The sequence below is a fragment of the Allomuricauda ruestringensis DSM 13258 genome, from assembly GCF_000224085.1.
Taxonomy (GTDB): Bacteria; Bacteroidota; Bacteroidia; order Flavobacteriales; family Flavobacteriaceae; genus Flagellimonas; species Flagellimonas ruestringensis.
In genome coordinates this window covers 24,029-39,777 of the sequence record NC_015945.1, presented here as the reverse complement: position 1 = coordinate 39,777, position 15,749 = coordinate 24,029, and the positions used below count along the sequence as shown (strand labels likewise).

At 40.8% G+C, this 15,749-nt stretch carries 15 protein-coding genes; 9 read left to right on the top strand and 6 right to left on the bottom strand.

What is annotated here, in order from left to right:
- The first annotated feature begins 96 nt into the window (after nucleotides 1–96).
- The 3 genes from MURRU_RS00205 to MURRU_RS00195 are packed head-to-tail and all read left to right on the top strand — an operon-like array spanning nucleotide 97 to nucleotide 1,704.
- Nucleotides 97–750 carry a TrmH family RNA methyltransferase gene (locus tag MURRU_RS00205; protein ID WP_014031384.1) on the top strand — a complete coding sequence of 218 codons (654 nt, stop codon included), beginning with the start codon at nucleotides 97–99 and terminating at the stop codon, nucleotides 748–750.
- Between the two features lie 42 nt (nucleotides 751–792).
- On the top strand, nucleotides 793–1,320 hold the full coding sequence (locus MURRU_RS00200) for an SRPBCC family protein (protein WP_014031383.1): 528 nt from the start codon (nucleotides 793–795) through the stop codon (nucleotides 1,318–1,320).
- Between the two features lie 3 nt (nucleotides 1,321–1,323).
- Nucleotides 1,324–1,704, top strand: a complete 381-nt coding sequence (locus MURRU_RS00195; RefSeq protein WP_041801193.1) for a VOC family protein — start codon at nucleotides 1,324–1,326, stop codon at nucleotides 1,702–1,704.
- Between the two features lie 2 nt (nucleotides 1,705–1,706).
- Here MURRU_RS00195 and MURRU_RS00190 read toward each other — a convergent pair whose 3' ends face one another.
- The 4 genes from MURRU_RS00190 to MURRU_RS00175 form a co-directional block, all read right to left on the bottom strand.
- A complete protein-coding gene (locus MURRU_RS00190) occupies nucleotides 1,707–3,389 on the bottom strand; it encodes an alpha-amylase family glycosyl hydrolase (protein ID WP_014031381.1) in 1,683 nt (560 codons plus the stop codon).
- Nucleotides 3,390–3,487: 98 nt separating this feature from the next.
- Nucleotides 3,488–4,270, bottom strand: a complete 783-nt coding sequence (locus MURRU_RS00185) for a carboxypeptidase-like regulatory domain-containing protein (protein WP_014031380.1) — start codon at nucleotides 4,268–4,270, stop codon at nucleotides 3,488–3,490.
- A gap of 75 nt (nucleotides 4,271–4,345) precedes the next feature.
- Complete coding sequence (locus MURRU_RS00180; protein WP_014031379.1) at nucleotides 4,346–6,106, bottom strand: DEAD/DEAH box helicase; 1,761 nt, start codon at nucleotides 6,104–6,106, stop codon at nucleotides 4,346–4,348.
- 144 nt (nucleotides 6,107–6,250) lie between these two features.
- The gene (locus MURRU_RS00175) at nucleotides 6,251–6,832 is read right to left on the bottom strand and encodes a non-canonical purine NTP diphosphatase (RefSeq protein ID WP_014031378.1); all 582 of its coding nucleotides are present in this window, start codon (nucleotides 6,830–6,832) and stop codon (nucleotides 6,251–6,253) included.
- 59 nt (nucleotides 6,833–6,891) lie between these two features.
- On the opposite strand from MURRU_RS00175, the gene MURRU_RS00170 reads away from it, so the two are divergent.
- Complete coding sequence (locus tag MURRU_RS00170) at nucleotides 6,892–7,344, top strand: methyltransferase family protein (RefSeq protein WP_014031377.1); 453 nt, start codon at nucleotides 6,892–6,894, stop codon at nucleotides 7,342–7,344.
- A gap of 343 nt (nucleotides 7,345–7,687) precedes the next feature.
- Entirely contained in the window at nucleotides 7,688–9,580 is a 1,893-nt protein-coding gene (gene serA / locus MURRU_RS00165) for a phosphoglycerate dehydrogenase (protein WP_014031376.1), read from the top strand.
- Between the two features lie 81 nt (nucleotides 9,581–9,661).
- Here the strand turns inward: serA and rlmH are convergent, their stop codons facing one another.
- Complete coding sequence (gene rlmH / locus MURRU_RS00160) at nucleotides 9,662–10,135, bottom strand: 23S rRNA (pseudouridine(1915)-N(3))-methyltransferase RlmH (RefSeq protein WP_014031375.1); 474 nt, start codon at nucleotides 10,133–10,135, stop codon at nucleotides 9,662–9,664.
- Between the two features lie 92 nt (nucleotides 10,136–10,227).
- Here rlmH and nadC point away from each other — a divergent pair, with 92 nt between their 5' ends.
- From nadC to priA, 4 genes are read left to right on the top strand one after another with little or no spacing between them, the layout of a single operon-like run.
- A complete protein-coding gene (gene nadC, locus MURRU_RS00155) occupies nucleotides 10,228–11,085 on the top strand; it encodes a carboxylating nicotinate-nucleotide diphosphorylase (RefSeq protein ID WP_014031374.1) in 858 nt (285 codons plus the stop codon).
- On the top strand, nucleotides 11,086–12,066 hold the full coding sequence (locus MURRU_RS00150; protein WP_014031373.1) for a YihY/virulence factor BrkB family protein: 981 nt from the start codon (nucleotides 11,086–11,088) through the stop codon (nucleotides 12,064–12,066). It abuts the gene before it with no gap.
- Nucleotides 12,041–12,490 carry a DUF2147 domain-containing protein gene (locus MURRU_RS00145; RefSeq protein ID WP_014031372.1) on the top strand — a complete coding sequence of 150 codons (450 nt, stop codon included), beginning with the start codon at nucleotides 12,041–12,043 and terminating at the stop codon, nucleotides 12,488–12,490. The genes MURRU_RS00150 and MURRU_RS00145 overlap by 26 nt, the downstream gene beginning before the upstream one ends.
- 3 nt (nucleotides 12,491–12,493) lie before the next feature.
- The gene (priA, locus tag MURRU_RS00140; protein WP_014031371.1) at nucleotides 12,494–14,950 is read left to right on the top strand and encodes a replication restart helicase PriA; all 2,457 of its coding nucleotides are present in this window, start codon (nucleotides 12,494–12,496) and stop codon (nucleotides 14,948–14,950) included.
- On the opposite strand, the gene MURRU_RS00135 is transcribed toward priA, so the two are convergent.
- Nucleotides 14,951–15,643 (bottom strand): LytR/AlgR family response regulator transcription factor, encoded by a 693-nt coding sequence (locus MURRU_RS00135; RefSeq protein WP_014031370.1) that lies wholly within the window; start codon nucleotides 15,641–15,643, stop codon nucleotides 14,951–14,953.
- Nucleotides 15,644–15,749: the final 106 nt, after the last annotated feature.

The following is a 15,749-nucleotide window of genomic DNA, read 5'->3' as shown; positions in this document are numbered from 1 at the left end:
GTGTTGGTATTTTTAGTATGGGAAATCAATTTGCCACTAAGATAACAAATCCATTTTTCAAGAAACCAAAATTCCAATTTTTCCTATCTTGGTTTTATGTTTGACCATGATTTGTTGAAATATCTGGAGACATATCTCACTGATGAAAGAAAACAGCGTTTTTTGGATGTCCTCCAACAACGGACCAAACATATTACCGTAGCGGTGGAAGATGTGTATCAATTGCACAATACCAGTGCCATTATCCGCAGTTGTGATGTGTTTGGAGTGCAAGACGTACATGTGATAGAGAATCGTTTTGGTAAACGGTTGGACAAAAATATTGCCATGGGAGCCGAACAGTGGGTAGATGTGTACCGCTACCAAACCACGGCCGATTGTATCTCCAAATTAAAGAAGGATGGTTATCAAATTATAGCGACTACACCGCACACCGATTCGACCTTGTTGCCCAATTTCTTTCCTTTGCAAAAATCAGCCCTATTTTTTGGTACAGAAAAAGAAGGATTGTCAGATGAAGTAATGCAGCAGGCCGATGGATTTCTTAAAATTCCCATGGTGGGTTTTTCCGAAAGTTTGAATGTTTCGGTTTCTGCGGCCATTATTATCCAACAATTGGCACAAAAAGTGCGCGATTGCGACCTAAATTGGCAATTAACGGATATAGAAGTGTTCGAGAAACGATTGGATTGGACCAAGAAATCCATAAAAGATGTCGAGGGTATCATAAAAAGATATCTGTCCAAGTAGATAAATTTCGTATTTTTAGTTGATAACCAATAAATTACAGCTATGATAGTGCTATATATTATCCTAGGTATAGTGTTGCTGATCATTATTTTGGCAGCCATTGCCCCAAAAAACTACAATGTCTCCCGCTCTATAGAAATTTCCAAACCTAAAAGCGTTGTTTTCGATTATCTCAAATCCTTAAAAAGGCAAGGGGAATGGTCTCCTTGGGATAAACGTGACCCGAATATGAAAAAGGAATTTACTGGAACAGATGGTGAGGTTGGAGCCATTAACTATTGGAAAGGCAACAAAGAAGTAGGGGAAGGGGAGCAGGAAATCACCAAAATTGTGGAGGGTGAGCGAATTGAGTCCGAACTTCGGTTCTTAAAACCATTTAAATCCACCTCGGATGCTTATATAGTTACCAAAGAGCTTGATAAGAATTCCACCAAAGTGGTTTGGGGCTTTTCAGGAAAGAACAAATTCCCGATGAGCATTATGATGCTGTTTATGAACATGGATAAAGCGGTGGGAAAAGATTTTGAGGAAGGTCTGGCAAGTTTAAAGGAAATATTGGAAAATCAATAAATTATGGAATTTAATATGGTGGGCTGGTTTGAGATTCCTGTTATGGACATGGACCGAGCCAAAACGTTTTATGAAGCTGTTTTTCAAGTTGAAATAAAGTTACAGGATTTTGGAGGTACAAAAATGGGGTGGTTTCCTTGGGATCTTGAAAAACCTGGAGCCACGGGTTGTCTTATTCAAAATAAGGATTGGTACAAACCCAGTAAAAGTGATGGAGTATTGATTTATTTTAATAGTACGGACGTTCAAAACGAACTCGACCGTATTGAACCGAATGGAGGAAAAATTGTTCAATCAAAGACCCAGATTAGCCCAGATGTAGGTTACATGGCAGTGTTTTTGGATCCAGAGGGCAACCGTATTGCACTCCATTCAAGGCAATAGGCCTATTCCACAAGCTCCAATAAAGCAATATCAAAATCATTATCCAGCAGCACTTTTCCGTTGACCACGGTAACTTCGGTCTCGGAATAGGTATCGTACAATGTGGTGCCGTCACCAAAGAATCCTTTTACCCAGAGTGATTTTTTACCTTTAGGTAAATCCAATCCTACAGCAACTTTGTCCCTAAAGTCTCCATTGACATAGGTTCTTGAGAATACGTATGGTGATTTGGCCAAGCGTTTGTGTTTACCGGCTCCAATGGCAGGGTGGTTTTTACGGAACTGCCCCAATTTTTGCCAATGCTTATGTATTTTTTGTGTTTCGGGAATACTGTCCAAATCTTCCCAGTTCATAAACGAGCGCAGTGTGGCATCGCCTTGTGTTCCTTCAATGGTTAAATCTCTAGATGTTTCATCTCCATAATACACCTGCGATGCGCCTGGCGTAAGCAAAAGTACATTGGCTGCGCGATAGGTTTTTTTTCGGTCCTTATCGTAAGGTGCGCCATCATCATGTGAGGTTAAATAGTTGAGTACACTCTTGTCCTTAAGTTTGGTGTGGAGCAGTTTACTATATTTTTTAAAAATGATCTCGTAACTCTTGTCCGCATCGTTTTTGAGTTCAAAATTGATAAGGCTTTTAAACCCGTAATCAAAGAAATCGACTTTTTTGTCGCCAAAATCAAATTCACGACCGCCGGAAATGCCATAGTTGTAGACCTCGCCAACCATGTAAAAAGGGTTGTCGTCCAAAATTTTATCCTGATGCTTCTTTTTCCATGTTTCAAAGGCGTAATTAGCTTCTTTATGAAGGTCGGCCCAAGCGTTTTCATTCACGTGTTTCACAGTGTCCACACGGAAACCATCAACCCCTAAATCATTAATATAATCCGTAAGCCACTTGATGATGTAGTAGCGTGGGGCCCTTGGGTATCCTGTGCGTTCAAAAAAGAGTTGGAGTTCGTCCAGTTCCTTGCTCAAACGCCCCTCATCTTTCCATTTGGCCAAAAGGGCATCGGGCAGTTCCACTGCTTCATCGGTTTCGGTAAGGATATCCGGCAAATTCTCCACCAAGGTACAAGCGGTAGTATTTTCGTAGGTGGAGAACTCACATTTTGGTCCGGTTCTTACCCAATCATCCGGCCAAACCGGGTCTTGTTCCGTAACAGGCCCGGTATGGTTCAAAACTACATCCAAAAGAATACGAATTCCTTTACTGTGCGCAGCTTCTACTAATTTTTCAAGGTCTTTTCTTGTTCCGAAGTTAGGGTCTATGGAAGTCCAATCCTTGGTCCAGTAACCGTGGTAACCATAAGTTTTTCCTGTGCCTTCGTCTGTTGCACCGTGGATTTGTTCCACCACGGGGGTAAACCAGATAGCATTGATTCCTAAGTCTGTAAAATATCCTTCTTCAATTTTCTTGGTAATTCCCTCAACATCACCACCTTCAAAACCTCTTAAAATAGCGGTCTCCTGGGTTCTATCAAAATTCAAATCGTTTTCGGGATTTCCGTTGTTAAAACGGTCGGTGAGCAAAAAGTAGATATTGGCCCCTTCCCAAACAAAAGGTGCCTCTTTTTTCGGAGTCTCTTCTTGAACTACCTGCGTGATTTCCTGCTTATTTTCAACTTCTTTGCAGCCAACAAATAAGAGTAACACTGACAATACAACAAGTAGTTTTTTCATGAATTGGGATTTTGTCTAAAGCTATAAAATGAATATGTAAATATGAAATTTATTTATAGCGGGGCAGGACTATCCCAAGAGTTGGATTCAGTCGATGATTATTTATTTCTGTTCAGCACTTTATACTCTTCGTAGCAGCTGGAAATTGCATCTAAAATCTGAAGATCGTTAGCTGTTTTAATAAAGGACTTGGAGTAGTTGCAGTTATTGAGAATGTCCTCAATATCCACTTTCTCAAGTTGCAGCAGTTCTGTTAAGGTTTCCCTATCAAATTTTGATGCCAAGAGGTCTCTAATATTATCATCCTCTTTGATTTGCCGCAATTTGCGCATTTGCCTTGGTTTTTTTCCAAAAAGATTTCGCAAGAGGTCTGCTGGATTAAGAATGGCTCCCAAAACCTTGGTTACCGCACTCGGACTTTTATTCCCGGCCTCATAACTGGTATTGAGACCAGAAATACTGTACTGATACGCATTGTTTACTGGAAGGTTCTTAACATCAATTTCCAGATAGCCTGTAAGTTGATATGGCCTTACAACCACTTCTTCAAGTGCATAGGCGAGCTCTGTCAAAGCTATTTCAGTGTTCCCATACCGGAACATATCGTTGGTAACCCTTACTTTTTGGGTTTTAAATCCTAAATACGAAAAGTAAAGCGTATCGTTAACCGCCGCAGGTATGGTAAACTTACCATTCTGGTTTGTAATGGTACCTTTTACTTGGTTCAGGTTCACCACGTGCACACTTTCCAAAGGAAATTCCGTTTGGGCATTGATCACTGTGGCGGTAAACTCTTTTACCTCTTGGTTTTGATCGTCTTCAACTTGAGAAAAACCGAGCAGTGGGATTAGGGACAATAGTATAAGTAGTAATCTTCTCATGCAACCTTTGTAGCTATAAAAGTACTAAACAAAGAAAAATAAATAGGAGAGGCTTACCATTTAATATAGAATTAACTAATAAAAGCCCTGCTTTTTCTTGCCTCCTTTTTTTCCGTAACTTCCTTTTTTTCCGCCTCCGCCTTTGTAGGATTTATTCCCACCGCGGTATCCTCCACCTTTTTTACCACGACGTTTTTTGCCTCCTTTTCCGCCACCGCCGCTACCGCCAGGGTTTTTGGATACTTCAACATTAATAAAACGGCCATCTACCTTGAATTCGGTAAAGGTTTGAAGAATAAATTCGGTCAGTTGTGCATCAGAATTAAAGAACGAGAAGGTGTCTTTTGTGTCTACATTGTAGATATCCTCTTTTTCCAATTTTAACGTGTCACGAAGGAAATCTTTCAAAGACATCCAGTCGTAACCATCGCGTTCCCCAACATTGATAAAATAGCGAACTGAACCTTCTGATGGAATATCTCCTTTGGAAGTTCCTCTGTCCTTACTGGAATCCTGACTGTTAAGGTCTTTGGATTTACTGTAGTAGTTATAAAACTGGGTAAATTCTACGGAAACAATTTTTTTGATGAGTTCGTCACGGTCAATACCTTCCAAAACATCGTTAATGGCGGGTAGGTAACTCTCAATCTCTTTATTGATCTTGGTTTCCTTGATTTTATTGGCCAAATGATACAACTGAATCTCACAGATTTCAATGCCATCCGGAATCTGTTTGGCTATGAATTCCTGCTGAATCTTTTTCTCGATGGCTTTGATCTTGCGAAGTTCGGAGCGGGTGATGATAACCATGGAGATACCGGATTTGCCAGCACGTCCTGTACGTCCACTACGGTGGGTGTAGGTTTCAATTTCATCGGGCAATTGGTAGTTGATTACGTGTGTAATATCGTCCACATCAATACCACGGGCAGCAACATCGGTAGCTACCAACATTTGTACCTGTTTCTTTCGGAACGAGTTCATTACCAAATCTCTTTGGTTTTGACTCAAGTCGCCATGCAAAGCTCCGGCATTGTACCCATCCTCAATCAATTTTTCAGCCACACGTTGCGTATCCCTTTTGGTTCTGCAGAACACCACGGAGAAAATTCCCGGATTGGCATCTGCCAAACGCTTAAGCGCTGCATAACGGTCACGTCCGCCTACCACATAATATTCATGCTGTACGGTGGATGCACCTGCATTTTTAGATCCAACAGTGATCTCAACAGGATTGTTCATGAACTTTTTGGCAATCGTAGCCACTTCTTTGGGCATGGTTGCAGAAAAAAGCCACGTCAACTTTTCTTTGGGAGTGTTGGATAGAATGTCTTTAATGTCTTCAAAGAAGCCCATGTTCAACATTTCATCGGCTTCATCCAAGACACAATAATCAATTTTGGAAATATCTACCATTCTTCGGCCGATCATATCCTTCATACGACCTGGAGTAGCAACAACAATCTGCGCTCCTTTTTTTATTTGTCGTGCTTGTTCCGTAATGCTGGCGCCACCATAAATGGCAACAACATTAAGTCCTTTTATGTATTTGGAATAGAGTTTTAACTCGTTTGTAATCTGTAAACATAGCTCTCTTGTTGGGGAGAGAATCAATCCTTGGGTGGTTCGGCTTTCTTCTTGGATTTTTTGAATCATCGGAAATCCAAACGCAGCAGTTTTACCTGTTCCTGTTTGTGCCAAGGCCACCAAATCGGTTTCCTTTTCCAATAAAACTGGGATTGATTTTTCTTGTACTTCTGATGGGGATTCAAATCCGAGGTCGGAAATAGCATCCAATAGGGGTTTGTCCAACCCCAAGGCTTCAAATTTTGTCATAGCGGTGTATATACCTTAAATCGCAAATATGTTTGTGTTGTATAGAGCGATTTTGTATAACCCATTTAAGCCCATCACAACACCTTGCCCATACCGGCGGCGTTAATAAAGCGGCAAAGGTACGTTAATTTTATTCCGTGGAAGCTATGAGGCACTTTTTTTTAAAAAATCAACCAATTTTTGAATGGCCCTACCTCGGTGGCTTATAGCGTTTTTTGTCTCTGGTGGCAGTTCGCCAAAGGTTTTGTCGAATCCATTGGGCCTAAAAATAGGGTCGTAACCAAACCCGCCGAAACCCCATTCCGCTTCTGTGATGAGACCATCGACGATACCTTCAAACGTGTAACTGTTGCCTTGCAGGTTCAAATGGATCACAGTTTTAAAATGTGCTGCACGGTCGTTTGCTCCTTTTAGTTCAGATAACAATTTCGCCATATTGTCCTTGGCGCTTTTTTGTTCCCCCGCATATCTGGCGGAATAAACTCCTGGTGTTCCATCCAAAGCATCGACCAGCAAACCGGTATCGTCCGAAAAACAGTTTAAACCATAGGTTTTGGTCACAAAATCCGCTTTAATTTTTGCGTTTTCTTCCAAGGTATCGCCTGTTTCGGGAATTTCATCAAAGCACTCAATATCTTTTAAGGATAGAAGCTCTATGTTTTTAGGAAGTAATTGCTGAACTTCTTTCAGCTTATGGTCGTTATGGGTGGCAAAAACTAGTTTCAAGTCAAAAAGGGTTCTATTTGAGGTTCAAAAGTAGTAATTTCGAAGTTTAACCGATTTGTATGAAAGTGAAAGTGCCACCAGCATTGGTGATGTTGGTTTTTGGAGGATTAATGTATGTTTTGGACAAATTTTTGCCAGTAGGTGAGTTTGAATTTTTTGGTAAGCAGGAGCTGGGGATGTTTCTGTTTGGAGTAGGGATTTTGGTAATCTTGATTTCCGTAATCCAATTTTTGGCAAAAAAGACTACGACGGACCCATTGAACCCAAATAAAGCATCCAAATTGGTAACCAATGGCATCTACAATTTCACCCGTAACCCCATGTATTTGGGAATGCTCCTTTTTCTGTTAGCCTTTGGTCTAAAGCTGGGCAATGCCTTCAACACACTTATTGCAGCGGGTTTTGTGTCCTATATGAACCGTTTTCAAATCAAACCCGAAGAGGAAGCCCTACAGGAAAAGTTTGGTAAGGAGTACAGTATCTATTGTAAGTTGACCAGACGTTGGTTTTGATAGTTGGGATGTAACTTGGTTGGGGATAGATATAAGAGACAAGACACAGGAGACAAGAAATAAGAGACAAGACTAAAGACTGGGCAATCTATACGTTCATTGACTGCAAACTGCAACCGCGAACTGCTTTTTGGAATTTAGATTTGAAACTTGAACTTAATACTTGAGTTTGAACTTGACAATTGAACTCAATCCATACGTGATTGCAAAAATTTAGGTGCCATTTGAAACAAATCGTAATGGATTTTTGATTTATCCGCAAATCTGTAAGGTTTTTGATGAGTTCCGATTCTAAGGATGAAATTTATGTTTAATTTTGTGGCTTAATTTTTTGGAAGGACTCATGGTGGAAACTGCACGTAAATATGTGTTCGATTTTGATAGCACGCTCACACGGGTTGAGGCTTTGGATGTTTTGGCGGAAATGACGTTGCAAAACAATCCCAAAAGGGATGAGATTGTGGCGGAGATACAGAGAATAACCAATTTAGGAATCGATGGGGACATTTCCTTTACAGAATCCTTGGAACAAAGAATCCGTTTGCTGAATGCCAACAAAAGTGATTTGGATGACTTGGTGGTGGAGCTGCGTCAAAAAATTTCGAAATCAATCGCATCGAACAAGGAATTCTTTCACGAGTTTTCCGACCACATCTACGTAATTTCCTGTGGCTTCAAGGAATTTATAGATCCTATTGTTGAAGAGTACAACATTCCATCCGACCGGGTGTATGCCAACACCTTTACTTTTGATGATGCCGGAAATATCATCGGCTTTGATGAAACCAATGTTTTGGCCGCCCATAACGGTAAAATAGAGTGTTTAAAAAACTTGGACTTGGAAGGCGAGGTCCAGGTAATTGGCGACGGTTATAGCGATTATGTAATGCGCGAGGCCGGTATTGCCCATAAATTTTTCGCCTATACCGAAAATGTACATCGTGAAAAAGCAACGAACAATGCCGATCACGTAGCACCTAACCTAGATGAATTTTTATTTGTGAACGATTTGCCAAGAAACTTATCATACCCCAAGAACAGAATTAAGATCCTATTACTGGAAAATGTACACCCTGCAGCTTTCGAAAATCTTTCCGAAGAAGGTTTTTCTGTAGAGCTGATCAAAACCAGCCTTTCCGAGGAAGACCTTATCGAACGTATTAAAGGTGTGCATGTTTTGGGTATTAGGTCTAAGACCCAAGTCACCCAAAAAGTACTGGATGCCGCCGATAAATTATTGGTGGTCGGTGCATTTTGCATCGGTACCACGCAGATAGATTTGGATTATAGTAAAAGGAAGGGTGTGGTTGTGTTCAATGCTCCCTACAGTAATACCCGTTCTGTAGTGGAACTTGCCATTGGGCAGACCATTATGCTAATGCGTAGCATTTTTCCACGTAGTACGGAAATTCACAACGGGGAATGGAACAAAACAGCCATTGGGTCACAAGAAGTGCGAGGTAAGAATCTTGGTATTGTAGGTTACGGTAACATAGGTAAACAAATGTCCGTTTTGGCCGAAGCCATGGGCATGAAAGTGTATTATTACGATGTTAACGACCAATTAGCGCTTGGTAACGCCGTAAAATGTGACACTTTGGAGGATTTGTTGTCCGTTTCTGATGTAGTTACACTTCATGTAGATGATAACAAGGCCAATAGGAACTTTATCGGGGAACGTGAAATCAACCAAATGAAAGATGGTGCCAAGCTCATCAATCTTTCCAGAGGTTTTGTGGTGGATATTGATGCACTGGCAAGCGCTTTGAATAGCGGAAAACTAGGTGGTGCAGCTATAGATGTGTACCCATCCGAACCACGGAGCAACGGAGCGTTTGAAACACCCTTGCAAGGTTTGTCCAATGTGATTTTGACTCCGCATATTGGCGGTAGCACTGAGGAAGCGCAAAGAGACATTGCTGATTTTGTGCCGAATAAGATCATGGACTACATCAACTCCGGAAATACAGTGGACGCCGTTAATTTCCCCAATATTAGATTGCCCAAACAAAACAAGGCGCACCGATTTTTGCACATCCACCGAAATGTTCCAGGCATTATGGCTAAGATCAACGAAATATTAGCTCAATATGGGCTTAATATTTCTGGTCAATACCTCTCCACGGATAGCGACGTAGGGTATGTCATCACCGATTTGGACAAGGAATATGATAAAGATGTGATCAAAGCGCTCAAGAAAATTGAGAACACCATTAAGTTTAGGGTGCTTTATTAACAAAAGGAAGACCACTGCGCTTCAAGAAACAGGAACAAGGACAGTTTTGGTCTTGGCTCCTGGCTCTTGCCTCCAATTATCTCATTGATGGTGGTAAGGTTCATTCCGAAGAATGGTGAATCCCCTATAAATTTGCTCCACAATAAACAACCGTACCATTTGGTGGGAAAATGTCATTTTGGACAAACTTATTTTTCCCGAACTTTTGGCGTAAACAGTATTGCTAAAACCATAGGGGCCACCAATGGCCAGAACAAGGTTTTTAATGCCGCTGTTCATCTTTTTTTGCAAGAACTGGGCAAAATCCAAGGAGGAGTATTGCTTTCCCTTCTCGTCAAGCAAGATTAAAGTGTCCGTTGGTTGCAGTTGTGCCAAAATGAGTTCGCCCTCTTTTTCCTTTTGTTGGGCTTCGGAAAGATTTTTTCTGTTTTTTATATCGGGAATTATATCTATTTGAAACTTGATATAATGCTTCAGCCGCTTCTCATAAACGGCTATAAGTTCTTCAAGTTCAGACTTGTCGGTTTTCCCAATGGCAATCAAAGTAATCTGCATGCCCAAAAATAAACGTTTCAGCGTAAATTATGCATACTCAAGTCGTGGACACCGAACAATGTTTTTACTATTTTCGTTAAAAGCCCAATTGGATGATTTCCGAAGAACAATTTCAAAATGAACTGGATTTGATCATTGCCAATGCCGTTAGGGAGGATGTTGGTGATGGAGACCACAGCTCTCTGGCGTGTATTCCTGCATCAGCACAAGGAAAAGCAAAGCTACTGGTAAAGGACGAAGGTACCCTTGCAGGAGTTGAATTTGCAAAAAAGGTGTTCAACTATGTTGACCCCGATTTAACAATGGAAATATTGCTGGAAGACGGAGCCGCTGTCAAGTATGGTGATATCGCCTTCTATGTGGCGGGAAGTTCCCAAAATATTCTAAAAGCAGAACGATTGGTGCTCAATGCCATGCAGCGGATGAGTGCCATTGCCACCAAAACCCAGGATTTTGTATCGATTTTAGATGGAACAGAGACCAAAATATTGGATACCCGAAAGACCACTCCTGGAATTCGTGCTCTTGAAAAATGGGCCGTAAAAATAGGTGGGGGAGAAAACCATAGGTTTGCTCTCTACGATATGATCATGCTCAAGGACAACCATATCGATTTTGCAGGCGGAATTACCAAAGCCATTCAAAAAACGCAGGATTATTTAAAGGAAAAGGAAAAAAAATTGAAGATTATTGTTGAAGCCAGAAATTTGGATGAGGTGGACGAGATATTGAAGTCCGATGGCGCGTACCGTATCCTTTTGGATAATTTTGATTACGAACAAACCCGAGAAGCAGTAAAAAGAATAGGAGGGAAGTGCCTCACCGAATCTTCGGGCGGCATCACCGAGGACACCATACGTAAATATGCCGAATGTGGCGTGGATTACATATCGTCAGGAGCGCTTACCCATTCTGTTTACAATATGGATTTAAGTTTAAAAGCCGTTTAAATGTCCAAAGCCATAGAGGAGAAATTGGAGAAAATACCCGTGATCAATTGGCTGGTTCGCTTATTGAAAAAAATAAAGCTAAAAGCTTTTGAAGGGCTCTCTCTTTATGATTTGATAGAAATGTATTTGGTGGGAATCGTGAAAGGCGCACTTTCCACAAGGGCAAGTTCCATTGCTTTCAGTATTTTTTTGGCACTGTTCCCTCTGCTTATCTTTTTGGTGACCTTGATTCCATTTATCATCCCCTACGTAAGTGTGGGCAATGAGAATTTTGATACCCAGTTTTTAAGCTTTTTGGAATCCTTTTTGCCTTCTGCCACCAGTGAATATTTTAGCGAGATTTATCAGCAGATAAAAGACCAAAAACAAGGAGGATTGCTCTCTTCGGCCTTTTTGTTGTCCATATTTTTGGTGGCCAATGGTGTCAACGCCATTTTTGGTGGGTTTGAATACTCGTACCACGTAGAGCTCACCCGTAATTTCTTTCGTCAATATGCCTATGCGCTGATGGTGGGCGTCATCCTCTCCATCTTATTGATATTGGGAGCGGTAGCTTTTGTGTATTTTGAGTTTTACATTGTGGAGAATGCAAGTGAATTTTTTGGTAGGACACTGGGAACCGATATTGAAAAAGGAGATGCATTGGGCATCCAAATAGCAAAACTGCTGTTCTTTTTATGCATCTCGTATCTGGCTACGGCAATACTTTACTATTTTGGTACTGCAGAAGGACGACAGGCCCGTTTTTTTTCAGGGGGGGCATTGCTTACGACCCTTTTGTTTTTATTGACCTCATATCTTTTCGGAATTTATGTTGAGAAGTTCGCTCGTTACAACGAACTTTATGGAGCACTGGGAGGATTATTGATTTTAATGGTGTTTATATGGTTAAATTCCAATATATTATTATTAGGTTTTGAATTGAACGCCACAATTAATTCTTTAAAAAAAAGACATGAAAAGCAGCAAAACGAGCAATAAATGGATTTATCTGATATGTTTTCTGTTTTGTCAGATAACTTGGTCCCAAACCGTTTTTGGAAAGTGGAAAACTATTGATGACCGCAATGGAATCACCAAGGCTATCATTGAGATTTACAAAGAAGATGGACTAATGCACGCCAAGGTTGTTAAGATTTTGGAAAAAGGTAAAAAAGGGGCCTTATGTACCAAATGTGATGGGGAACGAAAAAACAAGCCGATTCTTGGAATGAAAATCATGGAAAATTTCGAGAAAAACAATAAAGGTATTTATAAAGGAGACAAGTTGTTCGACCCCGAACAAGCAATGACCTTTAGAGGAAGAGTCTGGTTGGATGAGGATAATGAAGATCGACTCAAAGTAAGAGGTTATTTAGCATTTTTGTACAGAACCCAAACGTGGCATCGGGTAGTAGAGAATTAGAATATGGAATATTTTCTGGAAGTTGTTCTTCCCATTCCTTTGGAAAAACTCTTTACCTATAAAATTTCGCAGGCCGAAGCGGATTTTATACAGGAGGGGATGCGAGTAGCCGTTCCTTTTGGCAAATCAAAGATTTATACTGCATTGGCCTATCGCGTGCATCAAAATGCACCTGAAGCCTACGAACCCAAAGAAATTTATCAAATTCTTGACGAATACCCTGTAGTCACCCAAATACAATTAAAGCATTGGGAATGGGTGGCCAAATATTACATGTGTACCTTGGGAGAAGTCATCAGAAGTGCACTGCCCAGTGCATTTATGTTAGAAAGTGAAACACTCATTTTGCCCAACAAAAAGTCTGATGTAGATGAAAGGGAATTAACGGATGATGAATTTTTGGTATTCGAAGCACTTCAGCATCAAACCGCTTTAAAAATTTCCGAGGTCAGCGATATTGTGGACAAAAAAAATGTGATGAAGCTGATAAACACCTTGGTTCACAAAGGCGTTATACTCCAGAAAGAAGAATTGTACGAGCAGTACAAGCCAAAATTGGTACGCTACGTTAAACTTTCGGAACAGTACGAGGATGAAAAACAACTGGCCGAACTTTTGAACGAGCTTACACGAGCACCCAAACAGAGTCAAGTAGTGCTGTCTTTATTTCAGTTGAAAGCCAAAAGCACCAAACCCATCCCCATTTCCGAACTGGAAAAGGAAAGTGGTGGCTCCCGAGCCGTAATTAAGGCACTCATCGACAAAAATATTCTGGAAGAATACCATATTAGAAAAGATAGGGTGCAGTTTGAGGAAAGGTCCGAAGAATCCAAGCATATTGCCTTAAATGAATACCAAGAAAAAGCTCTGGAGGACATCAACAATGGTTTTGATGAAGAAAAACCGATGCTGTTGCACGGGGTAACTTCTTCGGGAAAAACGGAGGTCTACGTAAAACTGATTCAAAAATGTCTGGAAAACGGTCAACAGGCCCTTTATCTATTGCCAGAGATTGCCTTAACGTCCCAATTGATCAATAGGTTGAGGCATTATTTTGGACATCAAGTATCCGTATACCACTCCAAATATAGCATTCACGAAAGGGTGGAGGTGTGGAACAACGTTTTAAAAAATACAGAAAAAGCTCAGATTGTACTTGGTGCAAGGTCATCGCTATTTTTGCCTTTTACCAATTTGGGTTTGGTGGTAGTGGACGAGGAGCACGAAAGTTCCTTTAAGCAGTTCGACCCTGCTCCACGTTACCATGCACGCGATGCAGCCGTGGTTTTGGCTGCTTTGCACAAAGCAAAGATTGTTTTAGGGTCAGCCACCCCAAGCATTGAAAGTATGTATAATGCCAGAACCAAAAAATACGGTTATGCTTCCATTGTACACAGATTTGGTGATGTGTTGATGCCCGATATTAATCTGGTGGACATAAAGGAAGCTACCCGAAAACGTAGAATGAAAGGGCATTTTTCCGAAATTCTCATCAAAGCCATTACGGAGGCACTTGAGGAAGGGGAACAAATCATTCTTTTTCAAAATAGGAGAGGATTTGCCCCTGTGGTGGAATGCACCACTTGTGGGCACGTGGCCCAATGCCCCAATTGCGATGTGAGTTTAACATACCATCAGCACAGAAATCAGCTTCGCTGCCATTATTGTGGTTATCACATGGCTTTACAGCAAGCTTGTTTGGCTTGCGGTAGTCCAACTTTGGATAATAAGGGTTTTGGCACGGAACAGATTCAGCAAGAGTTGGGGCAGTTGTTTCCAAATGTTTCTGTAGGTCGAATGGATTTGGATACCACGCGCGGAAAATATGCTTATGAAAAAATTATTTCATCTTTTGAAAACCAAGAGATGGATATTTTGGTGGGAACCCAAATGGTGACCAAGGGGCTTGATTTTAGGAATGTGAGCCTAGTTGGCATTATGAATGCGGATTCCATGCTCAATTTTCCCGATTTCCGTGCCCATGAACGGAGTTTTCAAATGCTGACGCAGGTAGCGGGTAGGGCAGGGCGTACCCAAAAAAGAGGGAAGGTGCTTATTCAGACTTACAATCCATACCATCAAATTTTACAGCAAGTAACCACGAACAATTATGATGGAATGTTCAAGGAGCAGTTTTACGAAAGGGAACAATTTAAGTATCCACCTTTGGTGCGCCTCATTAAAATCACTTTAAAGGATAAGGATTTCAATAAACTGAACGAAGCATCGGAATGGATCTCGGGTTCGCTGCGAAATGTACTTGGGGTGCAAATTCTTGGCCCCGAATATCCACCTGTGGCGAGAATCCGCAGGGATTATTTAAAAAACGTAATGATTAAGATTCCAAGAGAACAGTCCTTGGCACAAACAAAAAATAGCATTAAAAGAATTGAAAAATCCTTTAATGCTATTTCCAAGTATAAAAGTGTACGGTTGGTCTACAACGTGGACCACATATAATTATACATTGGCCAGCGCTTCGGCTAGTTCTGTCTTTTTGTTTCTGCTCAATGGAATCTGTCTGCCCCCCACTTCAACATTTTTACTGTTGAATTTCTCAATCTTCTCCAGATTTACAATATAAGATTTATGGATACGTAGAAATTTTTCAGCGGGCAATTGCTTTTCAAAAGATTTCATGGTGGAAAGGATTACGATATTGGCTTCATCTGTTACCAATTTAATGTAATCTCCCAGTGCTTCTATCCATTTAATATCATTTAGGATTACCTTACGTTTTTTAAGGTTGCTCTTTACAAAGATGTGCTCTTCATCCTCATCAACCCTGTTCATTTGCTCGTATTTGGCAACAGCTCTTTTTACTGAGGCTTCAAAACGTGCCAAGGTAATGGGTTTGTGAAGGTAATCGGTTACGTCGTAGTCAAAAGCTTTAAGTGCATAATCAGGTTTTCCCGTAATCAGAATAACCTGTGGTGGGTTCTCTAGGGCCTCTAAAAGGTCAAAACCATTGATGATCGGCATTTCAACATCTAAAAAGATAAGGTCGATCTCGTGGTTTTTAAGGCCATTTTTGGCTTCAATGGCGTTGCTGTACTCAGCAACCAAAGCAAGATGTGGATGATTGTTGACCAACTTTGCAACGGCCATGCGCTGCATCGAGGAATCGTCTACAATTATACTTTTTAATTTCATAGAATGGGGTGATTTGTAGGGTTTTAAATCATCGGCAAATTACATAAAAAAGCTGCTTACCTACAACAAAAGATGTAAACATGGTCTATTTTGTTGTGTAAATTGC

Excerpts from the sequence above, each read along its gene's own strand:
- MURRU_RS00190 (WP_014031381.1), bottom strand. The coding sequence starts at position 3,389 with ATGAAAAAACTACTTGTTGTATTGTCAGTGTTACTCTTATTTGTTGGC.
- serA (WP_014031376.1), top strand. The coding sequence starts at position 7,688 with ATGGTGGAAACTGCACGTAAATATGTGTTCGATTTTGATAGCACGCTC.
- MURRU_RS00135 (WP_014031370.1), bottom strand. The coding sequence starts at position 15,643 with ATGAAATTAAAAAGTATAATTGTAGACGATTCCTCGATGCAGCGCATG.
- MURRU_RS00185 (WP_014031380.1), bottom strand. The coding sequence starts at position 4,270 with ATGAGAAGATTACTACTTATACTATTGTCCCTAATCCCACTGCTCGGT.
- MURRU_RS00145 (WP_014031372.1), top strand. The coding sequence starts at position 12,041 with ATGAAAAGCAGCAAAACGAGCAATAAATGGATTTATCTGATATGTTTT.
- MURRU_RS00200 (WP_014031383.1), top strand. The coding sequence starts at position 793 with ATGATAGTGCTATATATTATCCTAGGTATAGTGTTGCTGATCATTATT.
- nadC (WP_014031374.1), top strand. The coding sequence starts at position 10,228 with ATGATTTCCGAAGAACAATTTCAAAATGAACTGGATTTGATCATTGCC.
- MURRU_RS00205 (WP_014031384.1), top strand. The coding sequence starts at position 97 with ATGTTTGACCATGATTTGTTGAAATATCTGGAGACATATCTCACTGAT.
- MURRU_RS00195 (WP_041801193.1), top strand. The coding sequence starts at position 1,324 with ATGGAATTTAATATGGTGGGCTGGTTTGAGATTCCTGTTATGGACATG.
- MURRU_RS00150 (WP_014031373.1), top strand. The coding sequence starts at position 11,086 with ATGTCCAAAGCCATAGAGGAGAAATTGGAGAAAATACCCGTGATCAAT.
- rlmH (WP_014031375.1), bottom strand. The coding sequence starts at position 10,135 with ATGCAGATTACTTTGATTGCCATTGGGAAAACCGACAAGTCTGAACTT.
- priA (WP_014031371.1), top strand. The coding sequence starts at position 12,494 with ATGGAATATTTTCTGGAAGTTGTTCTTCCCATTCCTTTGGAAAAACTC.
- MURRU_RS00170 (WP_014031377.1), top strand. The coding sequence starts at position 6,892 with ATGAAAGTGAAAGTGCCACCAGCATTGGTGATGTTGGTTTTTGGAGGA.
- MURRU_RS00180 (WP_014031379.1), bottom strand. The coding sequence starts at position 6,106 with ATGACAAAATTTGAAGCCTTGGGGTTGGACAAACCCCTATTGGATGCT.